This window comes from Lysinibacillus sp. RS11, from assembly GCF_042019215.1.
Classification (GTDB): domain Bacteria; phylum Bacillota; class Bacilli; order Bacillales_A; family Planococcaceae; genus Lysinibacillus; species Lysinibacillus xylanilyticus_A.
On sequence record NZ_CP168124.1, the window covers coordinates 1,463,966 to 1,490,961 of the forward strand.

Below are 26,996 nucleotides of genomic sequence, written 5' to 3' on the forward strand. Positions count from 1 at the left end.
ATTTCCTGAATTATGGTATTATAAGTTTAACTATGATGAACGGAGGTGAAAAGGAATGAATAAAAACGCTACGAAAACAGGTGTAAAAGAGGATAAAGCTATGTATTTTGCACGTGTTATTACTTTCGATTTTGCGAACAAAGGGAGAGGTCTGTCCATTTTTAAGCAAAATCAAATAACAAACGTAGCGAATTAACCATTCTTTTTCACAAACTAATGAGGAAAAGACTGCTTGTTAATCGAGCAGTCTTTTTTGTGTCTAAAGATGTTTTTCGCACGTTTCATTGGAGGAAAAAACGATGCAAATTAAGGCTGAACAAATACAAAAAATTATGGGTGGAAGCGTATTATTTGAAGGGCTTCAATTAGAAGTAAATACAGGCGAGCATGTTGCCGTTGTTGGCGTGAATGGCAGTGGGAAAACGACTTTATTACAGTTACTAGCTGGGTTGGATACGCCAGATAAGGGACGAATCATAAAAAGTAAAGAAGCGACGATTGGTTATTTACATCAAATTCCGGATTATCCTATGCTCACAGTAAAGGAAGTGCTGGAGGAAGCATTTGCGGAAATCTATGCATTAAAGGCAACAATGACAAAGCTTGAGCAAGAGATGCAGTTGGCTGTAACAGATAAAATACTTCAGCAATATGGTCATGTGCAGGAACGGTTTATGCTACAGGGTGGCTATGAAATTGATGCGCAATTAGCGATGATTGCCAATGGTTTAGGTATTACGCCATTGCTTGAGCAACCATTTACTAGCTTAAGTGGTGGGGAGAAAACAAAGGTGATGCTTGGGCAAATCCTTTTAAGTAATCCTTCTATTTTGCTATTAGATGAACCAACGAATCATTTAGATATGCAGGCAATTGAATGGCTAGAAAACTATGTTCGAAACTTTGCAGGAATTGTTATTGTCGTATCACATGATCGTCAATTTATGAATCAAATGGCTCAAAAAATAATTGAAATTGAAGATGGAGAGGCCTTTGCGTATAGTGGCAATTACGATGCATTTGTTGAACAAAAAGAAGCTAAGGTTGAACAGCAATTTGCTCAATACGAAGAACAGCAAAAGAAAATTAAAAAAATGCAAGAAACGATCAAACGTTTAAAGCAATGGGCAAATGAAGCGAATCCGCCGAATGCTGCCTTACATCGACGTGCTAAAAGTATGGAAAAAGCATTAGCCCGTATAGAGCGTGTGAAGAAGCCTACAACGAAAAAGAAAATGAATCTAGCCTTAACGATGGCTGAGCGTAGTGGTAAAGAGGTTGTACAATTGAAGGGCATTAGCCATGCATTTGAGAAACCATTATTTAAGGAAAGTAATTTAGCGGTTTATTTCGGAGAACGACTGGCGATTGTAGGTGGTAATGGTAGTGGGAAATCAACGTTGTTAAAAATGATGCTAGGCGAAGTTGAGCCTAATAAGGGGATCTGTCATGTCGGCAGCAGTGTGAAAATTGGCTACCTTTCACAGCAATTTGAGCATAAAAATCCTGCCATTCGTTTAATAGATGCTTTCCGTGAGATTGTCGCTGTGTCAGAGGCAGAGGCACGTCATATTCTTGCTCAATTCTTATTTTATGGCTATGACGTTTTTAAAAAAGTGAAGGATTTAAGTGGGGGCGAAAAAATGCGCTTACGTCTAGCACAGTTAATGCATGAAGATATTAATTTATTAATGCTAGATGAGCCGACCAATCATTTAGACATTGAAGCGAGAGAGGTATTGGAGGATACATTAGAGTCCTTTGAAGGGACCATTATTGGTGTCTCGCATGACCGTTATTTCTTACAAAAGATTTTTACAAAAGTTGCATGGATTGAGCATGAAACGATTCAAGTATTTGAAGGCCATTATGAATGGGCAAGGCAAAAACGCTTAGAAATAGTTAAAGAACCGGTTATAAAGGAAGCACCTGAAAAGACCTACGCTGCTAAAAAAGAGTTACCCATTGAAGATCAGATTGAAAAGCTTGAAATAAAATTAAAGGAGCCGACACTTGCCAAGGAGCAACGTCAAAAGCTTGAACAGCAGCTAGAGGATTTATATGGAAAATGGATTGAGGGAGGAACAAAAAATGCAAAAAATTGAGCACATCATGCAGTTAGATATTAATTATATTAAAAGTTTTAGTGAGATGGAGACATGTCACGAAGGAGTATTATTTTATAATAAGGAAATGCCGACATATTATGACGCTAATCATGCACACATTTGGAAGAAGATTACCGATCCAGATATGTTTTTAAAGAAAATCAAAAATTTCTATCAGTCAAAATCTCTGATTCCAAGATTGTATTTATACAACGTGGAGGAAAATCAGTCATGTATAGAAGTGCTAGAGAATCATGGCTTTCAATATGAAAGTTTTAATGATGATGTACAGTGTTGGAACGGTGAATACTTACAATTACCACATAATCCAGCAATACAAATTGAACGTGTAACAAATGCCAATATGGAGGAAGCATTAGCTGTAGAAATGAGTATTTCTACATTTGGGGAGCCTGCATTAATCAAAAAAGCCTTTGAGGAAACTTATCATTCACAGTATTTTACTTACTATTTATTAAGATTGGATGGCACAGCTTGCTGTACTGCCAATATTTTCGTCTCAGGAAATCAAGGGAGAGTCGAGAGTGTAGCAACACTTGAAAGCCATCGAGGTCGAGGTTTGATTGGATATATTCTGCAGCATATACAGCAAGAGTCGATAAAGCAGGGGTTAGAATATCTCTGGATTTTGCCTATCAATGAACAGGTTGCAAAAGTCTATGACAAGGCAAATTTCAAATCAGTAGGTAAAGTAGAATCCATTCATGCGTTTACTGAGGGAAAAAGCATTAAGCAAATAAGACAAGATTCTTAATGAAGCTAAACAATTTCGCCATACTCCTATGGGACTGTGATCCAAGGTGGATTCTCCCATAGGAAAAGAGCGAAATTTTTTTATATTAAAAGCTAGAGCGTTACTTGCCAATTGTCATTACATGTTGTATGAATGGATGGTTGTTTTAAAATATAGTTTGCAATCAGCTCCGTCATATCAAATTCGAAACCGGGTACAAACATAGCTTGTCATAGTGGAAAATGGTAAAATTGCTATGATGATAAATGGAGTAATTCTGATTAGTATCGACTATTCGGAATTTTTGGATTATTGTTCAAAAGAAGGATTTTCAATCTTTAAAAGTTTTTTACTTGAAAAAATAGCGTATTCGATTTATTGTCTTTAGAGATACTTGTTTAATGGACTTGGAGGATATGGAATGCACGGAATTTATATACGCTATAATGTCTCAGAAGAAACCCCAGCAGCACAATGGCCCAAAAAAATGGATGCATTTGCGTATGTTCAACGAGGAAAGCCACAACAAGACAATGACAACTTGCTGTCAACAGAAGAGCTAAAAAGCCACGCAATTCGCTATATTAAAAGCTTAAAAGACAATGCAAGTGAACATTTAGTAGAGCAACGCAATGGTGAAATTGAGCACTTTGATCGACGCTTTATGGAGTCCTTAAAGCTAAAGGAAAACATTGATTCGCAGCTTATTAATCTAGAAGAAATTCGTTTACTATTACAGTTAATGAATGTACTGAATTTATCGCATGGTTTCGGTGAAAATGCTGGGAAGCTACTACGCCAAATTACCCCATATGCAAAAGAGGTAGAGCATCCAACATTCCAAACAACTCGTGTAGAGCGACATTTTTACTCAGAATTAATTGAACAAATTGAAGCGGTATATGGACGAATTATACGTCAACACAACCCATCAACAACAGAAATGCAGCACTCAGAAAAATTATGGACAGCAGTTTGTGAGCAAGCGATTGAAAAGGTAGAATCACGAATTGAGCGTTTGTCTTCTATCAAATTAAAGCATGAGAAAAATTTGTTAGAGTTTAGTCAATTAAAACAGCAAAATATCGAGGCAAAGGAACGTCTAGATCTTGCTGTTAATGAACTCGATGCTATTTTAAATGTATTAGAATCTTAAAGTCTTTGTTAATGCCTATATAGTGTGGTTTGAGGTGGGGTTAGCTATGAGCTAGCCCCACTTTCAATAGCACGGTTGTATAGAATGTAACAATAAAACGGCCTTCTCTCCACCTTTATAGAAAAAAGGCTTAGGAGGTACTACTACTTTCTTCATTATTTTGAATACCTCACTAACATATTTTTAGCCTTACATTAAATATGGAATTAAAGCCTTTCTACAGCTGAACTGTTCTAAATTCAAATTTATCTGTCTATGCAAAAAAAATTTAGACCCTTAGCGAGCCACGGAAGCCCCTAGCAGCATAGTAAGAGTCTGCTCCATTGTGATACACAAAGACAGTGTCGTAGCGATAATCACAAAAGATAGCCCCACCAAGTTTTCTAATATTAGCAGGTGTTTGCACCCAGCTCGAAGTTTTCATATCGAAATTTTCAAGTTTCTGCAGCTCACGGTATTGTTCCTCCGTTAAAAGTTCAATGCCCATGGCAGTAGCCATATCAATAGCGTTATTTTCTGGTTTGTGTTTTTTCCTTGATTCTAGTGCTTCATGGTCATAACAAACACTTCTTCGACCTTTAGGACTTTCCGCTGAACAATCATAAAAAATGTATTCACCCGTCTTTTGATCATGGCCAACAACATCTGGTTCTCCTCCAGTTTCTTCCATTTCATTGAGCGACCATAGTTTTTCAGTATTAGCTTCGAGTTTAGCTTGTACTTCAGCCCATTCAAGATCTTTATGGCGATTCATATTTTTTTCAAAACGTGCTTTCAAAGTTTTGAGTAGTTCCTCACGTTGTTCTGGTGATAACTCCTTATTTTTCTTTGTCATAGTAGTTTCCCCCTTAATGTTTTTACTCATAATGGTTTAAGAATTAAACTGCTCAGTTCAATAAAAAATTCAATTTTTACTAAAGAATTTAACGTGCTTATGATAGGGTTCTCCGTTTAACGGGGAGTATCCTGCTTATTATAAATCACGAATCATTTCCTTTATTTCATCACGAGTTTGAATAATTGTATCGTTTTCGTTTGGAAAAATCGATATGGCACCACCGTCATTTTCAATATCAACAACTAAATCGTCTAAAAAATTCGCAAGTGGCATGTTGAACGCTTCAAATGACTCATCAAAATTGGCAGCCACCATTTCAGCAAAGCTTCAAGTTGGCCAAACAGGTAGTAAAAATGGATAGCCGTCTTCGTCTTCGAATAGTAACAAGTCGTCATTTTTGTCGCGTAGCAACCATACCATAAAAATAGGCAAGTCATTTTCCTGCAGGGCGATTTAAAATAAATCGTTTCATTAGTTTCATATTGGTCATTCCTTTAAGGTGTCATTCTAAAAAAGATATCAAATAAAATAAAAAATTACTATATATAACTTTTTCGAAGTACTGTTAATTACATAATCCTTCTTCTACTAACATGCACCATTCGTTGAATAACAACAATCCTAAAGAAAACACCCATTCATAACATACAATCCCTTTTTTAAAACGAATCTACTACTATAGTTTAAAAGATCGTGCATGCATTCAAGTCACATAGAATCAAAAAAAAGCATGTCTACTGATTGGAACTTTGAATTAATTCCAATCGTTGACATGCTTTTAATTTCAGTTCTATTTTGGGTATCGATAAAATTTATAGGGGGTGTCTTTGTACCCGCAGAATCCAAGTGACGGATAGAAAGACATAAAGTGACAAGGAATTCTAATGTATTTATTCCTGCTTTGCTTTTTCCTCAGACTGCTCACGCTTTGATTGACGATAAACACGTAGTAAATCAAGCGCAAGTAACAACACGATCAAATAAAAAAAAGGACTGTTATAGGATAAACCTAATTGCGATTCGCCGCCAAGTAATGTTAAAACAATCCAAAGCCCGACTGTATATACTGTTAAGCCAACATATGCTTTTTTAGAAAGCTTTTTATATTTTCCCTTGTCTGACGCGATTTGTATGATGACAAGAGCGATTAATATAAGAAGGATGATTTGTTTAGACAATACCTCAGCTAGTGTAGTGTACGGGAAAAAATCATTGACGAAAAGTAAGGTGAAAAATACAAGAATACAAAAGTTTAAAATAGTTGAAAGCTTCATGCAATATCTCCTTAGTTGCCAGTATTCATTTAATTGTAACATGGTTCTGTTTGAAGAGAATCCAAAATTACTAACTTAAAACTACTCACTCAAAAATTTTTAAAATATTAAAAATTATGAAACTTTCTATTGAGTACAATCGTATAGTAGGTAACACAATGAAAAGGGGTGAACTACTTGACGCTATTTGGCTATTCACTTGAGCAGATCTTTTTAGTGGTATTAATTTTCGCTGGCCTTGCAACACTCTTATTTATGTTTTTTGGCGATGCTGTCGAGGGCATTGGAGAAGGGCTGCCGATTTTTAATCCAAGTGTCATTCTATCTTTCATTACGTTGATGTCAGCAGCAGGATTTATTTTAGAAAAGTTAGCCTTATTCCCTAGCGTTTGGAATATTGTTGCTGCTTGCATCATCGGAGTTATTTTAAGTGCACTATTTTATTTGTTTGTTCTTGTCCCACTAAGATCGGCTGATGTTTCTTTAGCTTATACAGAAGAATCACTTGGTGGTCAGCTTGGGAAGGTTATTGTTCCGATTCCTAGAGATGGTTTTGGAGAGGTTGTGATTGAAACGACAAGTGGGATGATTTCCAAGCGAGCAACAGGCTTTGACAATGAGGCTATCGATTATGATACGACAGTACTTATTGTGGAAGTCAAGGAAGGAACACTTTTTGTAAGATCCTATGAGAAGAAATTTTTATAAAGGAGAGATACGTATATGCCAATGGAGATTTTGATTGTTATAGGGATCGTAGCTTTTATATTAATCGCACTAGTTGCACTGTATGTGACAAAGTATAAAACAGCGGGTCCTGATGAGGCACTTATTGTGACAGGTAGCTATCTTGGCTCAAAAAATGTACATAAAGATGAGTCAGGAAATCGCATAAAAATTATTCGTGGTGGCGGGACATTCGTATTCCCAATTTTCCAGCAAGCACAGCCATTAAGCTTGTTGTCTAGTAAGCTTGATGTGACAACACCTGAAGTGTATACAGAACAAGGTGTACCAGTGATGGCAGATGGAACCGCTATCATAAAAGTTGGTGGTTCTATTTCAGAAATTGCAACGGCAGCAGAGCAGTTTTTAGGGAAGCAAAAGGAAGACCGTGAAAATGAAGCGCGGGAAGTGTTGGAAGGTCATTTGCGTTCGATCTTAGGTTCAATGACGGTTGAAGAAATTTATAAAAATCGGGATAAATTTTCTCAAGAAGTACAACGTGTTGCATCTCAAGATTTGGCGAAGATGGGGCTGACAATCGTTTCCTTTACGATTAAAGATGTACGCGATAAAAATGGCTATTTAGAGTCGCTTGGTAAGCCAAGAATTGCACAAGTTAAACGTGACGCAGATATTGCAACTGCCGACGCTGAAAAAGAAACACGTATTAAGCGTGCTGAAGCATCGAAGGAGGCACAAAAGGCTGAGCTTGAACGTGCAACAGAAATTGCAGAAGCGGAAAAAGAAAATCAGTTAAAAGTGGCTGAATTCCGTCGTGAACAAGACATCGCAAAAGCACGTGCAGACCAAGCGTATGAGTTAGAAACGGCGCGTGCAAAACAGGAAGTAACCGAACAGGAAATGCAAATTCGTATTATTGAACGTCAAAAGCAAATAGAGTTAGAAGAAAAAGAGATTTTACGTCGTGAGAAGCAATACGATTCAGAAGTTAAGAAAAAGGCTGACGCGGATCGTTACGCTGTCGAGCAAAATGCAGCAGCGGCCAAAATGCGTGAACTAGCGCAGGCAGATGCGGAGAAATACCGTATTGAATCATTAGCACAAGCTGAAGCGGAAAAAATTCGTTTGGATGGTCTTGCTAAAGCAGATGCTGAGCGTGCCAAAGGGGAAACAGATGCAGATATTATTCGCCTTCGTGGTCTTGCGGAAGCAGAGGCAAAACGAAAAATTGCAGAAGCCTTCGAATACTATGGTCAAGCAGCTGTCCTTGATATGATTGTACGTATGATGCCAGAATATGCGAAAGAGCTAGCGAGTCCACTTGGCAATATCGATAAGATTACAGTTGTCGATACTGGTGGAGGAGAAGGAAGCGGCGGTGCCAATAAAGTAACCGCTTACGCAACTAATTTAATGTCAACATTACAAGAATCATTGAAAGAAACTTCGGGCATTGACGTGAAGGAACTAATTGAAAGCTATGCAGGTAAGCATACATTGCGCCCGGAGTTAGAGCAAATAGCGGCTGGCTTAGAAAAAAAGCAAGAACCCGTTACAGCTGATAAAACACAAAAAGAGATGAAAGAAACAGTTGAACAATAATAACAATAGCCACCTGATGAGTGTCATCAGGTGGCTATTTATCGGTTAAGAGCAAGAATAGTCCTCATTAACTTGTTTCCACTCACTAGAGAGTATGCCGTATGCAGCATGGTCAACATAATGATCGTAAAGCCATTCTGCTTCACGAATCGTGCCTTCTTTTGTAAAGCCTAGTCGTTCAGGGATGGCCCGGCTTTTTGTGTTGCCCACAGCAGCACGAATTTCGACTTTATTGAGCTGTAACTCTTCAAAAGCATACTGCAATAAAGCCTGTACGGTCCTCGTCATAATACCATGTCCTTGAGCCCCTTCACTGAGCCAATAGCCAATAGCAGCAATTTTATTATGATGATTGATCGTATTAAAGCCCGCTATCCCAACGATTTCATTTTGAAAAATGATGACAAGAGAAAGGCTGCTTTTAGCTTCATGTCCTTTTATACAACCTTCAATATAAGCCGTTGTGTCAGCTACTTCTCTTGTAATATCTAGCCACGGCAACCATTCCCGTAAATATGCTCGTGATGCATCTGTTAATGCAAAAACTGTTTTGGCATCTTCTAATGTTAGAGTACGTAAAGATAATTGCTGATCAATTGTAATTTGCAATATTTTCACCTCGTTATTATTTTAAGGAATCATGCATAAAGCCTTACATCTCACGATTCAGAACGGTTAACACTTCAATCATTTCACTTAAATCTTGAATGAGCTGTGCCTGTTCATTCATTGGTAGTCCAAATGCTAGGGCACCTACGACTTTACCATTTCTATATATTAGGAATTAGAAAGCGTTGAGGCGACTCCGTAGACATTCTTTGGTATAACGACATCCGCATTTTGTCCTTTAAAGGCAACGATGAAAACATTTTGGTCATTAGCATTGACTTTTTATCCATCTTGATAACCTGACTCGACTCGCCTGCCAGCTAAATATTTTACAACTGTTTCATCTTCCTTCTCAACGACAGCCACTATTGCCTCTTCTTTTCATGCAAGGTGGATATACGGAACTGATAGAGTGAATGCCTCGATAATCTTCATGGAAATTCCTCCAAGTCTGTGCAACGAAAATAGTATAGTCATCGGAGGTCGTATTACCAATGATTTCTAAATGATTACTTTCACTGTATCACAATAACTGCCAATTCAAAATAGATATAATTTTAAATTTTCTTAAAAATAATGTGACAATATTTAAGTAAACTGTAGAAAACTGTTGTTGAATAAAGTGAGGTGTTGATTCTTTAAAGAATCTTTGAAAGGAAAACGAAGTATTGGCTCTTAACCAAAACGTGTGGTTGATTTCCGTTCCGACTTGGCGCTTTGTTGCTGACGCTACGCTTTCGCACAGATAAAACATTTGCCGCTGACGCTTCGCTTTTGCACAGAGCAAAGCTTCCTTGGGGCGTTCGATGCGCCGCTTGGGGCAACAAATGTTTTTTTGTGCGAAAGCGTAGTGCAAACGCAGCGTCAGCGACAGCACCAATGTTGGTCACGTAGGCGTTATCACAGGACGTGATGTTGAAACAGCAGTCCAAGCAATAGGGATAAATATGTCTATTTTTTGACAACTCTATCGTGTGTTTTAAAAAATATTGTATTAAAATAATAGTAGAACTCGCTGTACGTAAGGAGAGAGAAATGGATACTATTCAAAGAGGAACGAAGGCCTTTCATAAAGCTAATTGGGCTTTATTTTTAGCAGGGTTTATAACTTTCGCAAACTTATATGTGACACAACCGCTACTACCAACATTTGCAAAGGAGTTTCATGTTTCACCAGCAGTTGCGAGTTTATCACTTTCTGTGACAACTTTTGCGCTATCGATCAGTATGATTATTGTTGGCTCCTTATCAGAGGCATGGGGTAGGAAATCTTTGATGACGATTTCTATTTTTGCGGCATCTATTCTTACGCTTGCACTTGCCTTTTCTCCTAATTTTGAAACGATTTTAGTGTTGCGAGTGATACAGGGAGTTGTCTTTGCAGGCTTGCCAGCAATTGCAATGGCTTATTTAGGGGAGGAAATGCATCCTTCTAGTTTAGGTATAGCGATGGGCTTGTACATAAGTGGTAATTCGGTTGGGGGGCTTAGTGGACGAGTTATCATAGGGACACTAACAGACCTTTACACGTGGCAAGTGGGGATGATTGTTCTCGGTGTCATCAGTCTTATGATTAGTGTGTTATTTATCTGGATGCTACCTAACTCTAAGCATTTTACAGCACGTCCATTGCAAATAAAAGCATTGACGACATCACTTATCCAACATGTAAAGGACTCATCCATGCTATGTCTTTTTGGTATTGGCTTTGTATTAATGGGAAGCTTTGTGACTCTTTATAACTACATTGGCTTTAAATTAATGGCACCACCTTATAATTTAAGTGCCACAATTGTTGGGTGGATTTTTGTTATTTACTTAGTAGGTACTTTTAGCTCCACTTGGTTTGGTAGTCTAGCGGATCAATATGGCCGCCAAAAAATGTTGTTATTGTCCATTGCTATCATGTTAACAGGGGCAATACTTACATTAATCGGGCTACTTAGTTTGAAAATTATAGGGATTACAATCTTTACGTTTGGTTTCTTTGCGGCGCACTCGATTGCTAGTGGTTGGGTGAGTAAACGAGCCACTCATGATAAGGCACAAGCATCTTCTCTCTATTTATTTTTCTATTATTTTGGTTCAAGTGTTGGAGGAACAGTAGGGGGAATATTCTGGATGCATTACGGCTGGGGAGGCGTTATTGCGATGATTACTTTATTTTTAATCGTTGCATGCTTACTGTCATTTTTATTAAAGGGTATTATTGCCAAACAACGTATTGCAGCGGGGCTTTAAGAAGAATGATTTGTCGTAAACTATTTGATAGTCTTATAATGAGTAGAATGGTTATAAAGAGGAGTTGAAAGAATATGTTCACGCGTTATAAAGGATTTTCATTTGTCTTTGCTTTGCTAGCTGTAGCCTTTGTTTTGACAGGCTGTGGAGCAGCTAAAGAAAGTGGGCAATCAGAGGGAAGTAAGGAAAAGGAATCAGAAGAAAAAGTGGATTATTCATCAAATGTGAAGGAAAATCCAATTGTGACGATCACGATGAATAATGGAGAAAAAATCGTTATTGAATTAGAGCCTTCTGCAGCGCCGAATACGGTTGCTAATTTTATTTCCTTAGTGGAAGAAGGTTTTTATGATGGTCTTATTTTCCATCGGGTTATCCCTGATTTTATGATTCAAGGTGGAGATCCTTCAGGTAATGGTACAGGTGGTCCAGACTATTCGATTGAAGGTGAGTTTTCTTCAAATGGTTTTAAAAATGATTTGAAGCATGAACGCGGTGTCATTTCAATGGCTCGTTCGGGTGATCCGAATTCTGCGGGATCTCAATTTTTCATTATGGTAGAGGAAGCCTCGCATCTTGATGGCCAATATGCTGCCTTTGGGAAAGTAATCGAGGGGATGGAAACGGTAGATGCTATTGTTGCTGTTGAACGAGATGGTGAAAAACCATTAGAAGATCAGCAAATGAAAAAAGTGGAAGTGGATACAAAGGGCTTTGATTATCCAGCTCCAAAGAAACTAAAATAACTGATGTGACAACCAGTATGAAGACGAAGAAGCATGAGAGATCAAGGATGATCTTCCATGCTTCTTTGTAGTTAACCCATAATATTGTAGCCAGCGTCGATGTAAATTGTTTCACCTGTCACACCACGAGATAGGTGAGATAGCATCACAATTGTCATATCTGCTACTTCGTCTTGTTGAACATTACGTTTTAATGGAGCTGTTTCCTCGATTTTGTGTAAAATTGTGTTAAATGAAGGAACTCCTTTTGCAGCAAGTGTGCGAATCGCTCCTGCTGAGATCGCATTGACACGAATATTATCTTTACCGATATCTGCAGCAAGGTAACGCATAGAAGCCTCTAATGCAGCTTTCGCTACGCCCATGACGTTGTAGCCATCAAGCACGCGTTCTGCTCCTAAGTAACTCATTGTCACGATAGAACCGCCTTCAGTCATATAAGGATGTGCGGCTTTCGCTGCTGAAATAAGAGAATATGCACTAGTATCTTGTGCAAACGCATAGCCGTCACGAGTTGTATCTAAGAAGCGGTTGTGTAAATCCTCAGCATTGGCAAATGCTACAGAGTGCACAATACCATGGATCACGCCTACTTTTGTACCGATTTCATTGAAGGCTGCTTTTGTGCTTTCGTCGCTATTGACGTCACATTGTACGATTAGTGAATCAGATTGTCCGATATTTTCTAATTGTTTTTGTAATTTTTTTAATGAACGTTCTTGACGATATGTGAAAATGACATTTGCACCTACGTCAAATAAACGTTTTGCAATACCCCAAGCAATACTTCGGTCGTTTGCCACACCCATTACAACAATATTCTTATCTTTTAATTGTAATAAATTATCCATCATTTATAAGAACCCCTTTATGAAATAATATCTGTTATTAGTACCAACTACTAAAATCTTATCATACATAAATAATGGATGCAATAATAAGATAAAAAAGAGTGTCCGACGTTACTAGGATAGGCACAAAAAAAATTCATCTCCACTTACTTAGAGACGAATCCAATAGTTGTATTTAAATTTGTGCTACCTCATACATATCTAAGCCGCTGTAGACTGCGTTATGTACTGCAATCATAAAGCAGTTTTGCGTACGAATAGCCTGTGCCATAATTTTGATGGCTCTTGTTTGAACTTTATGAAATGTTTTGTCACTTGATAAAAGATCATCATTCAAATGCGCTAGAAAATAGGGTTGTTGGATTATTTGTTCTATAAGATCTGCAGCATCATTTTGACCGAATATGTTATAGGCCCAGAGGTCAATATCATTGCCTAGTTGGAAAGCGACGAAGTAGAATAAATCATCATCATTTCTCTCGATAATTTTATGAATAATTTGAATCTTTTTGAGCTCTTCTATTAAAAAAATGTTAATTGAATAGTGCATTGCCTTTGAAGAATTTAAAAAAAGACTATCTTTTTGATGTGATTTTAAAAAGAACCAGCAATTTAAAATAACAGCCCAAGAATCTAATGCATTCATACACTTAGATTGAAAATTAGGGAAAATAGATTGCCATTTTGCTGCAAGATTTTTAAATTGATTCATCTGGTCTTCGTCAATATGGTATAAGCTATGATTTGTTTCTAATTGATTAAACATTATCATTCATTCCTCCAATAGAGTTTATATATATTCTGAGTAGGGAAATCAACTATATAATCAACTAAATTTAAGCGTTGTGTTTCTTTTGTGTTTCAACGTGAAGATTCTAATTAAGTAAGAAGGCACCCAGTTAAGGATGCCTTCAGTGTACGAATAGAGTTACAAACTATTCGAATTTTAATGAGTCGCCATCAAAAGTTTCGTCTGCTACTTTGATTGAGTCAGTTGGGCAGCCTTCGAAAGCATCTTGCATATCTTCTAATAGATCTTCTGGAACTTCAGCAGTTCCCATGTTATCATCTAAAATAACGAAGGCAATACCTTCATCATCATAATCATAAATATCTGGGGCTGCGGCTCCGCAAGCGCCACAAGCGATGCATGTATCTTTATCAACAATTGTGAACTTAGCCATTTTTCATTCTCTCCTTTTACATGTTCCTACAAAGCTTCATACTCATTTTAAAGATGTTTATCTTACTTTTCAACATAAATACTATTAAATTGGAGGAATTTGCGTCTATGTTTCATCAAATTTTATTGCAAATCTTTCAAAAACTCAATAACGAACGGTCGATTTCTGCAGCTTATCATGTATTGAGAGGAAAGCGCTCAGGACAGACGATTCAAGACATTGGGTTATTTCAGCTACATAAATATTTCGGGCTATTACCTAAGTTATCGCGAGCGACATTTGATGAAGCTGTATCCTTATTTTCGCAGAATAGTTGGTTAATAATGCAAGAATCTGGTCACTATTCCATGAAAAAGTTAGGTTTACAGCAAGCGGAGCAAACACCTGATTTTTTATTTGATGGGTGGCACTATAGGGGAAATGAGCATATATTTTTTGCGAGATTGTCATTAATTGTACAAAGTTTATCCTATCAGCGTGCTGGATTACGTTCCTTTTCTCCAATAAGTAGGGATACGAATATTCAGTCTTGGGTTCGTACATTTTTACTTGAACATAATTATCAAGATGGGCATTTACAGCAGCAATTACTGGAGGAATGCGAAAACGTGCTTTCTGAGTTATCTTTATCTGAAGCCAACAAACAGCTTGTCCTCTATCGATTGAGTGGCTATGGTTTGCCAGGATGGACATGGCAGCAACTTGCTAGTGAACGAAAGGAAGCAATTTTAGATTGTCAATTAGCGTTTATAGAATTGCTACATGTATTTTTAAATGAAGTCCATCAAACAACTGATTATCCGTTACTTGGAAAAATAGCAGAGGAAATAAGAGTAAAGGCGTTATTAACCGATTCAGCTCAGCAAACAGCGCATTTATATGAGCAGGGCTATTCGATTGAACAGATTATGCAAATAAGAAAGCTAAAACAAAGTACCATTGAGGATCATTTTGTAGAATTAGCCATGTATGAACCAAACTTTTCGATTGGTCCATTCGTCTCTTATAAGGAAGCGGAAAAAGTTTGGCAGGCATCGAAACAATATCAAACAAAAAAATTAAAAACATTGCATGAAGTGGTTGAAGGTATGAGTTATTTCCAGTTAAAGCTTGTCCTCGCGAAAGGAGAAGTATAAATGGAACTTGAACAAATATTGGCAAAGCAATTTGGTTATACAGCTTTTCGTCCAGGGCAAAAAGAGGTTATTGAAGCAATCCTAGAAGGAAAAGATGTTATTGCTCTATTACCGACAGGAATGGGTAAATCACTTTGTTATCAGTTGCCAGGGTATATCTTGCAGAAGCCGGTATTAATTGTTTCTCCACTGCTTTCGCTAATGCAGGATCAGGTAGAGGAGTTAAAACGCTTTGGTGAAAAGAGGGTAGTTGCTTTAAATTCATTTTTAACCATAAGTGAGAAACGTTATGTATTACATTTTTTAGAGCAGTTTCGTTTTATTTTTACGTCACCAGAAATGCTATTGCAGCAACAAGTTCAGGATAAGCTTTCACAAATGCAGTTAGGTCTTATTGTTGTGGATGAGGCACACTGTATTTCTCAGTGGGGCTTTGATTTTCGACCAGATTATTTACGAATTGGACAGTGGTTTTCACAAGCAAATCGTCCACCTGTTTTAGCTTTATCAGCGACTGCGACGAATAAAGTAGTCAATGATATACGGGATACATTGTCGTTAGATTCACCTTTTGAGTTTTTATATAATGTGGATCGATCTAATATTCATCTCGGTCGTGTTGTATTTGAGGATAGGGAAGATAAAGCACACTGGATTATACAGCATATAAAAGAGACAGCAGGACCAGGTATTTTATATATGTCCTCGCGAAAGCGTGCTGAACAATATAGTGAGGTACTAATCCAGGCAGGCATACGAGCGGCTGCTTATCATGCAGGCTTTGGTGCTGAGGATCGCCAGTTTATTCAGCAACAATTTATTGACGGGGAACTCGACTGGATTGTGGCAACAAATGCGTTTGGGATGGGGATCAATAAGTCGGATATTCGTCAGGTCATTCATGAAACGATGCCTGCCAATGTAGAAAATTATATGCAGGAGATTGGTCGAGCGGGGCGTGATGGTCACCCGGCGCTTGCAGTTTTACTTTATTGTGATGATGACGTAGAACTTGCAAAATTTGTTGTAACAGGCGATTTGCCAACATCTGGTCATGTCGATCGGTATCAGGAACTACTATATCAACAAACACAACCATCGCAAATGCTGAAAAACGGAGAGCTGAGTGAGACCGCTTTTCGTGTGCTTGATTATTGGTTACAACAAGAAACGATGGAACAAGTTAAAGTACGACTAAATCATTTGGCACTGGAAAAATACCGTGCTGTCAATGAAATGCAAAAAATTACTCAGACAAAAGACTGTATTCGCAAGCAGCTAGTCGGGTATTTTGGGCAAACATTGTTGAAAAAACCGGAAAACTGTTGTGAAAATTGTGGAATCAATTATGATGAAATCAATAAAGCGCGCTTGAAGGAAGAGAAGAAAATAGAAATGATTCCATGGAAAAGTCGGTTAAAGCAACTTTTAATGGGCTTTTAGACTATAATTGACGGTCATTTACTTTTTGCGCAAAATTCGTCATAATAGAATGATAGAAAGCGTAGTAAGGTTGGAGGAAAGGCGAATGAGTAAAGAAGATTATCGCGATAAAATCGAAGAGCATCGTCAATCTTTTGTAGAAGAGCAAACAGAGCAGCAAGATTTATCTAGAGTTTCAAGAATGAATAAAAATGGGGGCAATAATAAAAAGCCGAAAAAAACAAAAAGAAAAACGCCATTAATGACGATTCTTTTTGTCATCTTTATCTTAATTCCATTATCAATATTAATCTATTTTTTAAAATTCTATGAACCGGGTGAAACAATTGAAGAGGCTGAAAAAAATTCTACGGATACAATTGTAGAAATTGATAAGTCTGGAAATAAAGCTGAAGTAGCTGACAAAAACAAAGAAGACGATAAAGCAAACAAAGACAAAGCTGAAAAAGAAGACAAAGCTAAAGATCAGTCTAAGAAAGATGCTGAGAAATTAGCAGCTGAAAAAAAGGCAGCTGAAGATGCTAAAAAGGCTGAAGAAGCTAGGAAGGCCGAAGAAGCTAGAAAAGCCGAGGAAGCTAGAAAAGCTGAGCAAGCTAGAATAGCACAAGCTGAAGCGGCAAGAAAAGCTGAAGAAGCTAAAAAAGCCGAGCAAGCACGTAAAGCCGAGGAAGCACGTAAAGCAGAACAAGAGAAACAAACTGCAAAAGCAAGTACCCATACTGTAAAGGCAAATGAAAATCTATATCGTATTGCATTGAATCACTACGGTGATGGAAGTGAAGCAACCCTAGCGAAAATCCGTGCAGCAAACGGTATGTCTTCAAATGATGTAATGGTTGGGCAAGTTATTAAACTACCATAAGAAAAGCAGGTGTCATTCTTTGGTAATGATGTTTTTCTAGTATAAAATAAAGGACAAACGTCAACAACAAATAAAGTTGAGGCGTACGTCTGATTTAGTGAAAGGCGATTCTTCATTATAACGAATCGTCTTTTTGCTTTCATAAGGAGATGTTAGGGAATGATTTATATTGGACTATTCGTTTTAGTAGTCATCGCGTTCCTGCTTTATATGTTAAAGGTGGCACATGAGAACAATGTTTTACATCATCAATTGCAATTAAAGGGTGAGCGGGAAAAGATTAGACTGTTTTTTATTTCGGATACACACTTACGAAAAATTAACCACCAGATGATTGAGCAGTTAGATGGCCAATTTGACGCGGTTATTATTGGTGGAGATTTTGCGGATGGACGCACCCCTATTGAGCGTATTCATGACAATTTAAAATTATTGACTCCTTTAGGACCGACTTATTTTGTATGGGGAAATAATGACAGAGAAGTAGGCGAGGAGCGGCTACAAGGTATTTTACAGGAGCATGGTGTTCAGATCGTAGCCAATGATGCAGTATTACTGCCTAAAAAAAACCGCTTTTGGCTAAGTGCAATTGAAGATACGTCTACAAAGAAATATAGCTTTGATGAAGCATTTGCAAAGGTGGGAGAGAAAGACTTAGTTGTCTTTATTTCGCATAACCCAGGTGTTTTCGCAAGAGTCCGTGCAAAATTTAGAGCAGATTTAATGATTGGTGGGCATTTACACGGAGGTCAAATTAGAATTGGCCCATACAGTGTACATCCAAATGGCTCATATCGAGAGCGTGAGGGTGTGATGACTTTAGTAAGTAACGGTTATGGTACGACATTGTTACCTTTCCGACTTGGTGCGAGGCCACAATGTCATATTATTGACATTGAAATTTCGGGTAAATGAACAACCAAAACTCGATAGAAGGCGTATAATGGAACGATAAGGATTTATTCGGTAAAAGCCCGATTAATCAATTATGCCTTGGCATAATTGCGTCCGGAATCGGCTTTGTGCATGCATAAAGAACTCCTTTCCGATTTCCGTTAAACCTGTATTCATCTCACCGTCTATAGAGATGGGAGACTTCTTCTGAAAGAAGTTAAAAGTAAAGTATTAGCAAATCGCTGATACAAAGTTGATAGGAGTGTCAAGAAATGCAGCAAGTAGATGCAATTATTGTTGGAGGAGGTCCCTGTGGTTTAGCGGCGGCAATAGCCTTGCAAAATATTGGATTAAAGCCAATTGTCATTGAAAAAGGAAATATCGTAAATGCGATTTACAATTATCCTACGCATCAAACTTTTTTTAGTACGAGTGAACGTTTAGCTATTGGTGATGTGCCTTTTATCATTGAAGGACGTAAACCTAAGCGAAATCAAGCACTAGTTTATTATCGAGAAGTTGTGCGTTTGAAGGATATTCAAGTAAACCGCTTCGAGAAAGTAAATAGCGTTGTGAAAAATGGAGCGGAGTTTACAGTAACGACAAACAAAGAGGTTTATGCAACACCTTATGTTGTGATCGCCACAGGCTACTATGACCATCCAAATTATTTAAACATTCCAGGTGAGAAATTGCCGAAAGTCTTCCATTACTTTAAAGAGGGACATGAATTTTTTGATACTGATGTTCTTGTAATAGGTGGAAAAAATTCGGCGGTGGATGCGGCGCTTGAGTTGAATAAGGCTGGGGCTCGCGTCACTGTTGTCTATCGTGGTAGTGAGTATTCACCTAGCATCAAGCCATGGGTTTTACCAGAATTTGAAGGAGTAGTACGAAATGGAGAAGTCCAAATGCATTTCAAAACAAATATACTGGAAATCCGTGAGCATGAGGTTGTAGTAGAAATTGATGGTAGCAAAAAAACTGTAAAAAATGATTTTGTTTTTGCGATGACAGGCTATCACCCTGATCATTCATTTATTCGAGCAATGGGTGTCTCAATTGATTATGAAACAGGTCGTCCTTTCTTTAATGCAGAAACTATGGAAACAAATGTGGAAGGATTATTCATTGCTGGAGTTATTGCAGCTGGAAATAATGCCAATGAAATTTTTATTGAAAATGGCCGTTTCCATGGTGATTGTATTGCAAAGACAATTGCCAAAAGAGCAAAATAGCACTAGAAGCTGTATAGGCATGTAAGCTTATACAGCTTTTTTTTAAGAAGTTGGATAGAAGAAGAGAGAAAGCGAAGGAAAGAAGGGTCATGACGACGGATAAAAGAGCCCAAGCGATGGAAAGAGGTTGAAGCGACGGATTGAAGAGCCAGAGCGACGGAAAGAAGGGTCATGACGACGGAAAGAGATCGAAGCGACGGATAGAAGAGCCAGAGCGAAGGAAAGAAGGGTCATGACGACGGATAAAAGAGCCCAAGCGACGGAAAGAGGTCGAAGCGACGGAAAGAAGGTCCAGGGTGACGGATGAAAGAGGCGAAGCGACGGAAAGAAGAGCCAGAGCGACGGAAAGAAGGGTCATGGTGACGGAAAGAGATCGAAGCGACGGAAAGAAGAGCCAGAGCGACGGAAAGAAGTCGAAGCGACGGAAAGAAGAGCCAGAGCGACGGAAAGAAGGTCCAGGGCGACGGAAAGAGGTCGAAGCGACGGAAAGAAGAGCCAGAGCGACGGAAAGAAGGTCCAGGGTGACGGATGAAAGAGACGAAGTGACGGAAAGAAGGGTCATGACGACGGATAAAAGAGCCCAAGCGTCGGATTGAAGAGCATACGCAACTCATCGGACGCCACAGAAAAGTGCCCAGTAGGATCGGAAATCTAACCCATGTAATGGTAATGAGACAAAATTTCATCGAAGTTAATTAAAAAGGTGTGAATGAATGCTTGGTTTATACTGGATATTTAGTTATATCGTAGGGAACTTTATGACGGCATATTTCGTTGGAAAAGCGTATGGTGTTAATTTACAGGAACAAAAGAGTAGAAACTTAGGTGCTCGAAATGCTGGCAATGTTATTGGGAAAGCTGCATTTATATGGACCTTTTTAGGGGATTCTTTAAAGGGTGTGCTTGTTGTTGGTGTAGGACATTTATGGCATTTTGAAGAATGGGAAATAGTTCTAGGTGCTTGTTTAGTTATGTTTGGTCATTTCTTTCCATTTTGGCTGAAATTTAAAGGGGGAAAAGGGGTAGCAACTTTTATAGGTGTAGGTCTGGCATTGTCACCAAACTTATTTTTAATGATGGTTGTAGGGACAGCTATTACGCTTAGTGTAACGAGAAGTTTAACGCTTAGTATGTTAGGTGGCTTTGTTTTATATGGTGGAGCAATTGTTTATACCGATCAATTACTGTTATACATACCAATACTAGGAACAATAATCTTTATAATTATGAAGCATATGCCGAATATTAACGAAGCTTTAGGGAGAAGGAAGTGATGATATGTATTGGTGTAAAATTGCGCATACGGAAGCGGAGTTTGAGGAAATTGCACGATTAAATTATGAAACCTTTGTCGAAGAAATTCCACAGCATCAACCTAATTCCGCTAGAAAAAAAATGGATCGATTTCATCATGAAAATACGTATATCGTTGTTTATAAAGAATTAGAACTTATAGGGATGCTTGCCTTTAGAGATCAGAGACCGTTTTCAATTGATGAAAAGATAGGAAAGGTTGAGCAGTATTTATCAAAGGAAATTAGCACTAAGCTATGTGAAATTCGATTGCTAGCTGTGAAAAATGCATATCGAACAGGAAGAGTACTACTGAAATTGACACAGGCATTAACTGCTTTTGCATACGAAAAAGGTTATTCGGCAGCCGTAATCTCAGGGACTACCCGTGAAGAGAAACTTTATAAGCAAATGGGTTTTACCCAATTTGCACCTGCAACAGGGACAGAGGATGCTTTATTTTTACCCATGGTATTAACAAGACAGCAATTTGAAACGTCTTTGCAGCAAAGACTTGCGAAGGAGTGCCATACATTTTATCCAGGACCAGTGAAACAAAACGAACCATTCAATTATTCTGAGCTTTCTCATCGTTCGTTGGGCTTTCAATCACTATTTGAGCAGATGAGAAATAAGTTGCTTCAATTATCAGGAGCAGAACATGTAGCTACAATTGTAGGAACTGGGACATTGGCTAATGAGGTGATGCTAGGGCAATTGAAGGCTCAACAATTAGGACGTGGACTTATTTTAATAAATGGTGAATTTGGAGAACGTCTTCGGAGGCAAGCTGAGAGATGGTCATTGGATTTTGATGTGGTTGAACAAGATTGGGGCAGTACGTTTGCTATAAATATTTTGGAGTCTTATTTACAAAAGGGATCTTATCAATGGCTTCTTGTAGTACATGGAGAAACGTCGACTGGTACTTGCAATGATTTAAAGGGGATTTTACAGCTGACTAAACGTTATGATACAAAGCTTTGCGTTGATTGCATTAGTTCGTTCGGAGCAATGCCATTTACTTTAGAAGATTGTTACTTAGCAACTGCGGTAAGTGGAAAAGCTATTGGTGCGCTTAGTGGCTTGGCTTTCGTGTTTTCGCAAAACATTGTTAAATCTTCAACAACATTACCAGCTTATCTCGATTTAGCTAATTACCAGCAAGGTGCGATTCCGTTTACGTTACCAGCAGTACTTGTAGCAAATGTTGAAACAGCATTACAAGCATATCCAGAAAGATATGGACAGCTACAGCAACGCTTTAATACATTGCTGCAGCTACCATTTATGCACTATCAAGTTTCAACTAGACAATATCCGATGTTAATTACTTTACAACTTCCTAAAGCTTTGGCAAATCTACAGAGCGATTTAAAGTTAAATGGGTTATATGTTCATGCAGATAGCCAATATTTACGACGAAGAAATTTTATACAGCTTTCTGTTATACAGCCAGATTTTGAGTTAGCAATCGAACGTTTACATAATATCTTAAGTTATTATAAGCAAGTTGCAGATGCATAAGTTAAAGTGAAGATTGAATACATTAGCTTTACATGAAAAATTCCTTTAAATCAAGAGGAGTTCCTGTTTTGTTAAGCCCAATTAATAATTTTAATCGCGCTTTTTGACCATTAATACCAGTTGCAAATATGGCTCCTAAGTCTTCGAGCATTTTACCACCACCTACGTAGCCATATACGCCCTCGGCAATACCATTAAAGCAACGAGAGACTAATACAACAGGAATTCCTCGTTCTATTAAGCTTTCGATGCCTTTAACAACTGATGGAGGAACATTGCCTTGTCCGAGTCCTTCTAAAACGACACCATCATATTTGCATGCGAGCACTACTTCAAGTAGATCAACCTCCATGCCAGCATAAACTTTTAACATGGCTACGCGTTTTGATAATGCATGAATATCTACATATTGACGACGAATGGGTGCATGATGGAATAAAATACGTGTTTTTGTAATAAGTCCAATTGGTCCATACTGTGGTGATTGGAATGTATTTACAGAGCTGGTGCTTGTTTTGGTTGTATTTACGGCAAGATGAACTTCGTCATTCATCACAACTAGCACACCTTTTTCACGTGCTTCCTGATCAACAGCTACTCGTACAGCTTCCACTAAATTGTAAATTCCATCTGCACCTAGTTCATTGGAGGAGCGCATTGCACCAGTTAGTACAATAGGAATTGATAAATCAGTTGTTAATTCTAAAAAATAGGCTGTTTCTTCTAATGTATCGGTACCATGGGTGATGACAATGCCATCAATTTGCTCCTCTGAAACTTTTTCGATAATGAGGTTACGTAACTTAAGCATTTCTTTTGGCGTAATATGTGGCGATGGGAGGTTAAAAGCCTCCATTTCAATAATTGTGGCAAGCGTGTCGAGTTTGTTGCTTTCCTTCATTAAAGGGTTTTCCTTGTTTGGTATAACGGCACCTTCATCCGTCATCGCCATAGATATTGTTCCACCGGTATGAATTAATAAAATTGTTTTTTTCATAAAAAATAATGTCTCCTTTTAAAAAGTTTTATGTCATTACATGGTATAATAATAGCAGTTTATGTTTATTCAATAGCTATTTTTTGTTGAAAACGAAAGCTTAATACTACAGAAGTTTTCCACCTAAAATATGTGAATGTATTTTTTTAGTGGTCTCCACTAATTGACTGAGAACTTGGGCTAAGGAATTTCATCCTAGGAAAACGCCAAATTATCCAACTTTATGTTGGTCTAAAGCCTCAAGACGATGTCACAGATTTTGAATTGTGCTAACATAATTTAAAATTTGATCATAATTATGTCAAGGCGAAATTGATTTTTGAAAGGAGCCGGCAACATGATCATTTTATTATCAGCTGCCATTGCTCCCGGTCTAGCGCTTTTTAGTTACTTCTATTTGCGCAATCAGATGGCAACGGAGCCAAGAAGAACCTTACTTCAAACGTTTTTGTATGGCGCATTTTTAACGTTCCCAATCTTGTTTTTACAATATGTTTTAACAGAGGAAGGGATTTTTCGATCTCTTTATCTACAAGATGTAGTTTTTTCTAGTGTCGTTGAAGAATTTTTTAAATGGTTTGTTCTTTTAATCGCAATCTACAATCATGTCGAATTTGATGATCCGTATGATGGCATACTCTATGGTGCAAGTGTATCTCTTGGTTTTGCCACGATTGAAAATGTTCTCTACTTATTTTCGTTCGGATTAGATACGGCATTTATGCGAGCATTATTACCCGTATCAAGTCATGCATTATTTGGCGTTGTAATGGGTTATTATTATGGACGTGCCAAATTCTCGAAGCATGCAAAGACGACAGAAATGATTGCTATGGCGCTTTGTGCACCGGTAGTATTACACATTCTTTATAATACAATTTTATCATTCAAAGGGTATTGGGTATATTTAATGATACCGTTTATGCTATTTTTGTGGTGGTTTGGGCTTAGAAAAGTCAAACTTGCTCATTATCACCTTGTGCAACATTTGCATATGCATAAAAAAATATAAAGCGTAGAAATCTAAAAAAAGATTTCTGCGCTTTTCTTTTTTTACTTCTTTCAGCAAATGTTTTCGTAGCGAAAGTGAAACGTCAGCTACAAATGTTTTTTCGTAGCGAAAGTGAAACGTCAGCTACAAATGTTTTTTCGTAGCGAAAGTGAAACGTCAGCTACAAATGTCTTTTGGAGCGAAAGCAAAGCGTCAGCTACAGGAATCTTCCTTCTCGATAGGTGGTGAGATGAATATAGATTTAAGTTACTTTTCAGCGGGTGTCCAAACACCTGTACCTGTCGTTACGCTTTCGGTACAGAAAACATTGTTGAAAGAAGCTAAAGCCTCCGCACGATTCTAGACGCAATTTTTGCCGAGGCAAAATTGATATGTATAAAATGAGTTGTTTGTTTCAAGCTATGAAAAAAGGAGTGATGATCATGCGCTTAGTAAGCTTAATTTTTGCTTTGATGTTGGGGATTAGTATATTCGCTATTCCACAAAATGACGCCATTGCATTTACCGAGCAACAGATTTCTCGTGGTGCTTATGGAGATGATGTAATTGAACTGCAAGCAAGGCTACAATACTTAGGATTTTATAAAAGTAAAATTGATGGTAAATTTGGCTATAACACATATTGGGCTTTACGGAACTTCCAAGAGAAATATGGTTTACCAGTGGATGGGGTAGCCGGCGCTAATACAAAAAAAGCTTTATCTGGCAATTCAGATTACGATGAAGGCTGGGTTAAAGCTCAATTAAATGCAGGTAATCAATTTACCTATTATGGAGGCAAGCCACTTGAACAGCAAGTAAAAACAAACACTGGCGGTGGTGGTGGTGGTGGTAAAAGTAGTGGTAGTAGTAATAATAATGGCACTAAAACTCAAGTACCTCCAAAGTATACTGAAAAAGACGTACAGTTAATAGCGAATGCGGTTTATGGTGAAGCAAGAGGAGAGCCTTATGAAGGTCAGGTAGCAGTAGCTGCTGTTATTTTAAATCGTCTGGAAAGTCCTGAATTCCCAAATACAATTTCAGGTATTATCTTCCAACCTTTGGCGTTTACAGCGGTGGCAGATGGGCAAATTTGGCTTGAACCAAACGAACGTGCAAAAGAAGCCGTAATTGACGCTATGAATGGATGGGATCCTTCAGAAAATGCACTTTATTATTTTAATCCGAAAACAGCTACAAGTAAGTGGATTTGGTCAAGACCTCAAATTAAACAAATTGGAGAACACATTTTCTGTTCATAGAAAGGAGGAAAATAAATGAGAACTATGCTCGTTATACTTACTGTAGCAGTTATTGGTTTAGGGGCATATAGCATTCATATGCACAAAGAAAACACTAGTTTACAACGTACTGTGCTAGCTCAGTACACAAATAATTTAACGGATGCTTCTGAGAAATTATCTGGACTACAACAAGCTGTTTCACAATCACTATTGTTTCAGGATGACCAAGCGATGAACAATGAGTTAGATTCTGTTTGGCGACTAAGCTCTGAAGTTCGATCTTCTTTATCTAATATTCCTGTCGGGCAAGAAGTCTCGAACCAGTGGCTAAGTTACTTAGGGCGCCTGGGAGATGAAGCCAAGAGAACAGAAAAAACAGGAGATTATCAAGCTTGGCAAGAAAAAATGCCACAGGTCTCTACAAATTTACAATCACTTTCAGATGAATGGACAGCCGCAACAGTAGATTTTTATAAAAATAACGGAAATATGGACGTCTGGGTGCAACAAGTAGATAATAAGAAGCCAAATACAACATTTGATAATGTTCAAAAAACATTAAAGGATTACAGCGAAAAAGATTTCCCACTTACATTAAGTGAATCTGATTGGCAGAAAAAAATAGAACTTAAAGCATTACAAGATTCGGTCATTACTGAAAAAGAGGCATTAGAAAAAGTAAAAAATTTATTCCCTATTATTAAAGATGCAACATTTACTGTTACGAAAAGTAGTGATACTGCACCATATCCGTTTTATCATATCCAATTCCACCAAGGTATTCGTTTAGGATATGTCGATTTAACAGAAAAGGGTGGACATTTACTATCCTACTTAGTGGAACGTCCAGTAGATGAAGCAAGATTATCACAAGATGAAATTAAGAAAAAGGCTGAGGAATATTTAAAACAACTTGGCATGAATGATGTTGCATTTGTGGAATCTCGTGAAAACCATCAAGCATGGCATTTGACATTTGCACGTGTGCATCCTGGAGACAATGCGTTGATTTATGCAGATGGCGTCCAACTAAAACTGGCAAAGGATACAGGCGAGTTACTAGGTGCTAATGCAATGGAATATATTCAGGAAGAGACGATTAAACCACAAACCCCAAGACCAATTGATTGGAAAACTTTCTTCGATAATGATGTGAAAGTAGAGGAAGTAAGAAAGATTTATACAGATAACGGTCAATTTGAACAACGCCTTTGTTATGAAGTGATTGCGGTTCGTGATAAAAATACACAAGAAACATTCAGGGTTGTTATTGATGCAGAAAATCACAATGTTTTAAAAGTGGAATATTTAACGTAAT

At 37.8% G+C, this 26,996-nt stretch carries 30 protein-coding genes; 19 read left to right on the plus strand and 11 right to left on the minus strand.

From position 1 onward, the window contains the following. Positions 1-55: 55 nt before the first annotated feature. The 4 genes from AB9L17_RS07175 to AB9L17_RS07190 all read left to right on the plus strand — a co-directional run bounded on the left by AB9L17_RS07175 (position 56) and on the right by AB9L17_RS07190 (position 4,018). On the plus strand, positions 56-196 hold the full coding sequence (locus AB9L17_RS07175; RefSeq protein WP_375200288.1) for an RAxF-45 family protein: 141 nt from the start codon (positions 56-58) through the stop codon (positions 194-196). Positions 197-299: 103 nt separating this feature from the next. Beyond that, entirely contained in the window at positions 300-2,105 is a 1,806-nt protein-coding gene (abc-f, locus tag AB9L17_RS07180; protein WP_375200289.1) for a ribosomal protection-like ABC-F family protein, read from the plus strand. Continuing rightward, the gene (locus tag AB9L17_RS07185; RefSeq protein WP_375200290.1) at positions 2,092-2,883 is read left to right on the plus strand and encodes a GNAT family N-acetyltransferase; all 792 of its coding nucleotides are present in this window, start codon (positions 2,092-2,094) and stop codon (positions 2,881-2,883) included. The genes abc-f and AB9L17_RS07185 overlap by 14 nt, the downstream gene beginning before the upstream one ends. A gap of 400 nt (positions 2,884-3,283) precedes the next feature. Then, positions 3,284-4,018, plus strand: a complete 735-nt coding sequence (locus AB9L17_RS07190) for a hypothetical protein (protein ID WP_068982889.1) — start codon at positions 3,284-3,286, stop codon at positions 4,016-4,018. Positions 4,019-4,286: 268 nt separating this feature from the next. Here AB9L17_RS07190 and AB9L17_RS07195 read toward each other — a convergent pair whose 3' ends face one another. From AB9L17_RS07195 to AB9L17_RS07205, 3 genes are all read right to left on the minus strand, one after another. Continuing rightward, the gene (locus tag AB9L17_RS07195; protein ID WP_375200291.1) at positions 4,287-4,853 is read right to left on the minus strand and encodes a DUF4256 domain-containing protein; all 567 of its coding nucleotides are present in this window, start codon (positions 4,851-4,853) and stop codon (positions 4,287-4,289) included. A 138-nt stretch (positions 4,854-4,991) separates the two neighbouring features. Further along, positions 4,992-5,171, minus strand: a complete 180-nt coding sequence (locus AB9L17_RS07200; protein ID WP_223553099.1) for a hypothetical protein — start codon at positions 5,169-5,171, stop codon at positions 4,992-4,994. Between the two features lie 575 nt (positions 5,172-5,746). Then, on the minus strand, positions 5,747-6,130 hold the full coding sequence (locus AB9L17_RS07205; protein ID WP_068982886.1) for a hypothetical protein: 384 nt from the start codon (positions 6,128-6,130) through the stop codon (positions 5,747-5,749). A 177-nt stretch (positions 6,131-6,307) separates the two neighbouring features. Here AB9L17_RS07205 and AB9L17_RS07210 point away from each other — a divergent pair, with 177 nt between their 5' ends. Both AB9L17_RS07210 and AB9L17_RS07215 read left to right on the plus strand, forming a co-directional pair. Continuing rightward, complete coding sequence (locus AB9L17_RS07210; protein ID WP_068982885.1) at positions 6,308-6,838, plus strand: hypothetical protein; 531 nt, start codon at positions 6,308-6,310, stop codon at positions 6,836-6,838. Positions 6,839-6,853: 15 nt separating this feature from the next. Then, positions 6,854-8,419 (plus strand): SPFH domain-containing protein, encoded by a 1,566-nt coding sequence (locus tag AB9L17_RS07215; protein WP_375200292.1) that lies wholly within the window; start codon positions 6,854-6,856, stop codon positions 8,417-8,419. A gap of 45 nt (positions 8,420-8,464) precedes the next feature. Here the strand turns inward: AB9L17_RS07215 and AB9L17_RS07220 are convergent, their stop codons facing one another. Both AB9L17_RS07220 and AB9L17_RS07225 read right to left on the minus strand, forming a co-directional pair. After that, positions 8,465-9,028: a GNAT family N-acetyltransferase gene (locus AB9L17_RS07220; protein ID WP_375200293.1), complete on the minus strand. Its 564-nt coding sequence runs from the start codon at positions 9,026-9,028 to the stop codon at positions 8,465-8,467. A gap of 523 nt (positions 9,029-9,551) precedes the next feature. Next, positions 9,552-9,815 (minus strand): hypothetical protein, encoded by a 264-nt coding sequence (locus AB9L17_RS07225; RefSeq protein ID WP_375200294.1) that lies wholly within the window; start codon positions 9,813-9,815, stop codon positions 9,552-9,554. 248 nt (positions 9,816-10,063) lie between these two features. Between AB9L17_RS07225 and AB9L17_RS07230 the strand changes: the two genes are divergently transcribed. Both AB9L17_RS07230 and AB9L17_RS07235 read left to right on the plus strand, forming a co-directional pair. Next, positions 10,064-11,269, plus strand: coding sequence for an MFS transporter (locus AB9L17_RS07230; RefSeq protein ID WP_375200295.1), 1,206 nt, complete (start codon positions 10,064-10,066; stop codon positions 11,267-11,269). Between the two features lie 74 nt (positions 11,270-11,343). Further along, a complete protein-coding gene (locus AB9L17_RS07235; protein WP_223553173.1) occupies positions 11,344-12,015 on the plus strand; it encodes a peptidylprolyl isomerase in 672 nt (223 codons plus the stop codon). Positions 12,016-12,086: 71 nt separating this feature from the next. Here the strand turns inward: AB9L17_RS07235 and AB9L17_RS07240 are convergent, their stop codons facing one another. From AB9L17_RS07240 to AB9L17_RS07250, 3 genes are all read right to left on the minus strand, one after another. Then, the gene (locus tag AB9L17_RS07240) at positions 12,087-12,869 is read right to left on the minus strand and encodes an enoyl-ACP reductase FabI (protein ID WP_223553174.1); all 783 of its coding nucleotides are present in this window, start codon (positions 12,867-12,869) and stop codon (positions 12,087-12,089) included. Positions 12,870-13,041: 172 nt separating this feature from the next. Further along, positions 13,042-13,632: a hypothetical protein gene (locus AB9L17_RS07245; protein WP_223553177.1), complete on the minus strand. Its 591-nt coding sequence runs from the start codon at positions 13,630-13,632 to the stop codon at positions 13,042-13,044. A 169-nt stretch (positions 13,633-13,801) separates the two neighbouring features. After that, a complete protein-coding gene (locus tag AB9L17_RS07250) occupies positions 13,802-14,050 on the minus strand; it encodes a ferredoxin (RefSeq protein WP_053482601.1) in 249 nt (82 codons plus the stop codon). A gap of 107 nt (positions 14,051-14,157) precedes the next feature. Between AB9L17_RS07250 and AB9L17_RS07255 the strand changes: the two genes are divergently transcribed. From AB9L17_RS07255 to AB9L17_RS07275, 5 genes are all read left to right on the plus strand, one after another. Further along, complete coding sequence (locus tag AB9L17_RS07255; RefSeq protein ID WP_223553178.1) at positions 14,158-15,186, plus strand: helix-turn-helix domain-containing protein; 1,029 nt, start codon at positions 14,158-14,160, stop codon at positions 15,184-15,186. Beyond that, positions 15,187-16,629, plus strand: coding sequence for a RecQ family ATP-dependent DNA helicase (locus AB9L17_RS07260; RefSeq protein ID WP_375200296.1), 1,443 nt, complete (start codon positions 15,187-15,189; stop codon positions 16,627-16,629). 85 nt (positions 16,630-16,714) lie between these two features. After that, entirely contained in the window at positions 16,715-17,491 is a 777-nt protein-coding gene (locus AB9L17_RS07265; protein ID WP_068982878.1) for a LysM peptidoglycan-binding domain-containing protein, read from the plus strand. Positions 17,492-17,650: 159 nt separating this feature from the next. Beyond that, positions 17,651-18,406, plus strand: coding sequence for a metallophosphoesterase (locus tag AB9L17_RS07270; protein ID WP_375200297.1), 756 nt, complete (start codon positions 17,651-17,653; stop codon positions 18,404-18,406). Positions 18,407-18,657: 251 nt separating this feature from the next. Next, on the plus strand, positions 18,658-19,623 hold the full coding sequence (locus AB9L17_RS07275) for a YpdA family putative bacillithiol disulfide reductase (protein WP_223553185.1): 966 nt from the start codon (positions 18,658-18,660) through the stop codon (positions 19,621-19,623). Between the two features lie 87 nt (positions 19,624-19,710). Here the strand turns inward: AB9L17_RS07275 and AB9L17_RS07280 are convergent, their stop codons facing one another. Then, a complete protein-coding gene (locus AB9L17_RS07280) occupies positions 19,711-19,857 on the minus strand; it encodes a hypothetical protein (RefSeq protein ID WP_375200298.1) in 147 nt (48 codons plus the stop codon). Continuing rightward, positions 19,854-20,237, minus strand: coding sequence for a hypothetical protein (locus AB9L17_RS07285; RefSeq protein WP_375200299.1), 384 nt, complete (start codon positions 20,235-20,237; stop codon positions 19,854-19,856). Before AB9L17_RS07285 ends, AB9L17_RS07280 begins: the two co-directional genes overlap by 4 nt. Positions 20,238-20,336: 99 nt before the next feature. On the opposite strand from AB9L17_RS07285, the gene AB9L17_RS07290 reads away from it, so the two are divergent. Then, entirely contained in the window at positions 20,337-20,897 is a 561-nt protein-coding gene (locus AB9L17_RS07290) for a glycerol-3-phosphate acyltransferase (protein WP_375200300.1), read from the plus strand. 4 nt (positions 20,898-20,901) lie between these two features. Then, complete coding sequence (locus AB9L17_RS07295; protein ID WP_375200301.1) at positions 20,902-22,443, plus strand: aminotransferase class V-fold PLP-dependent enzyme; 1,542 nt, start codon at positions 20,902-20,904, stop codon at positions 22,441-22,443. A gap of 28 nt (positions 22,444-22,471) precedes the next feature. Here AB9L17_RS07295 and AB9L17_RS07300 read toward each other — a convergent pair whose 3' ends face one another. After that, complete coding sequence (locus AB9L17_RS07300) at positions 22,472-23,440, minus strand: asparaginase (protein ID WP_368637984.1); 969 nt, start codon at positions 23,438-23,440, stop codon at positions 22,472-22,474. A gap of 337 nt (positions 23,441-23,777) precedes the next feature. Between AB9L17_RS07300 and prsW the strand changes: the two genes are divergently transcribed. From prsW to AB9L17_RS07320, 4 genes are all read left to right on the plus strand, one after another. Next, a complete protein-coding gene (gene prsW, locus AB9L17_RS07305; protein WP_068982871.1) occupies positions 23,778-24,452 on the plus strand; it encodes a glutamic-type intramembrane protease PrsW in 675 nt (224 codons plus the stop codon). 148 nt (positions 24,453-24,600) lie between these two features. Continuing rightward, positions 24,601-24,795 carry a hypothetical protein gene (locus AB9L17_RS07310; RefSeq protein WP_375200302.1) on the plus strand — a complete coding sequence of 65 codons (195 nt, stop codon included), beginning with the start codon at positions 24,601-24,603 and terminating at the stop codon, positions 24,793-24,795. Positions 24,796-24,874: 79 nt separating this feature from the next. Next, positions 24,875-25,696 (plus strand): spore cortex-lytic enzyme, encoded by an 822-nt coding sequence (gene sleB / locus AB9L17_RS07315; protein ID WP_223553195.1) that lies wholly within the window; start codon positions 24,875-24,877, stop codon positions 25,694-25,696. A gap of 15 nt (positions 25,697-25,711) precedes the next feature. Next, on the plus strand, positions 25,712-26,995 hold the full coding sequence (locus AB9L17_RS07320) for a PepSY1/2 domain-containing protein (RefSeq protein ID WP_068982869.1): 1,284 nt from the start codon (positions 25,712-25,714) through the stop codon (positions 26,993-26,995). Position 26,996 lies beyond the last annotated feature (1 nt).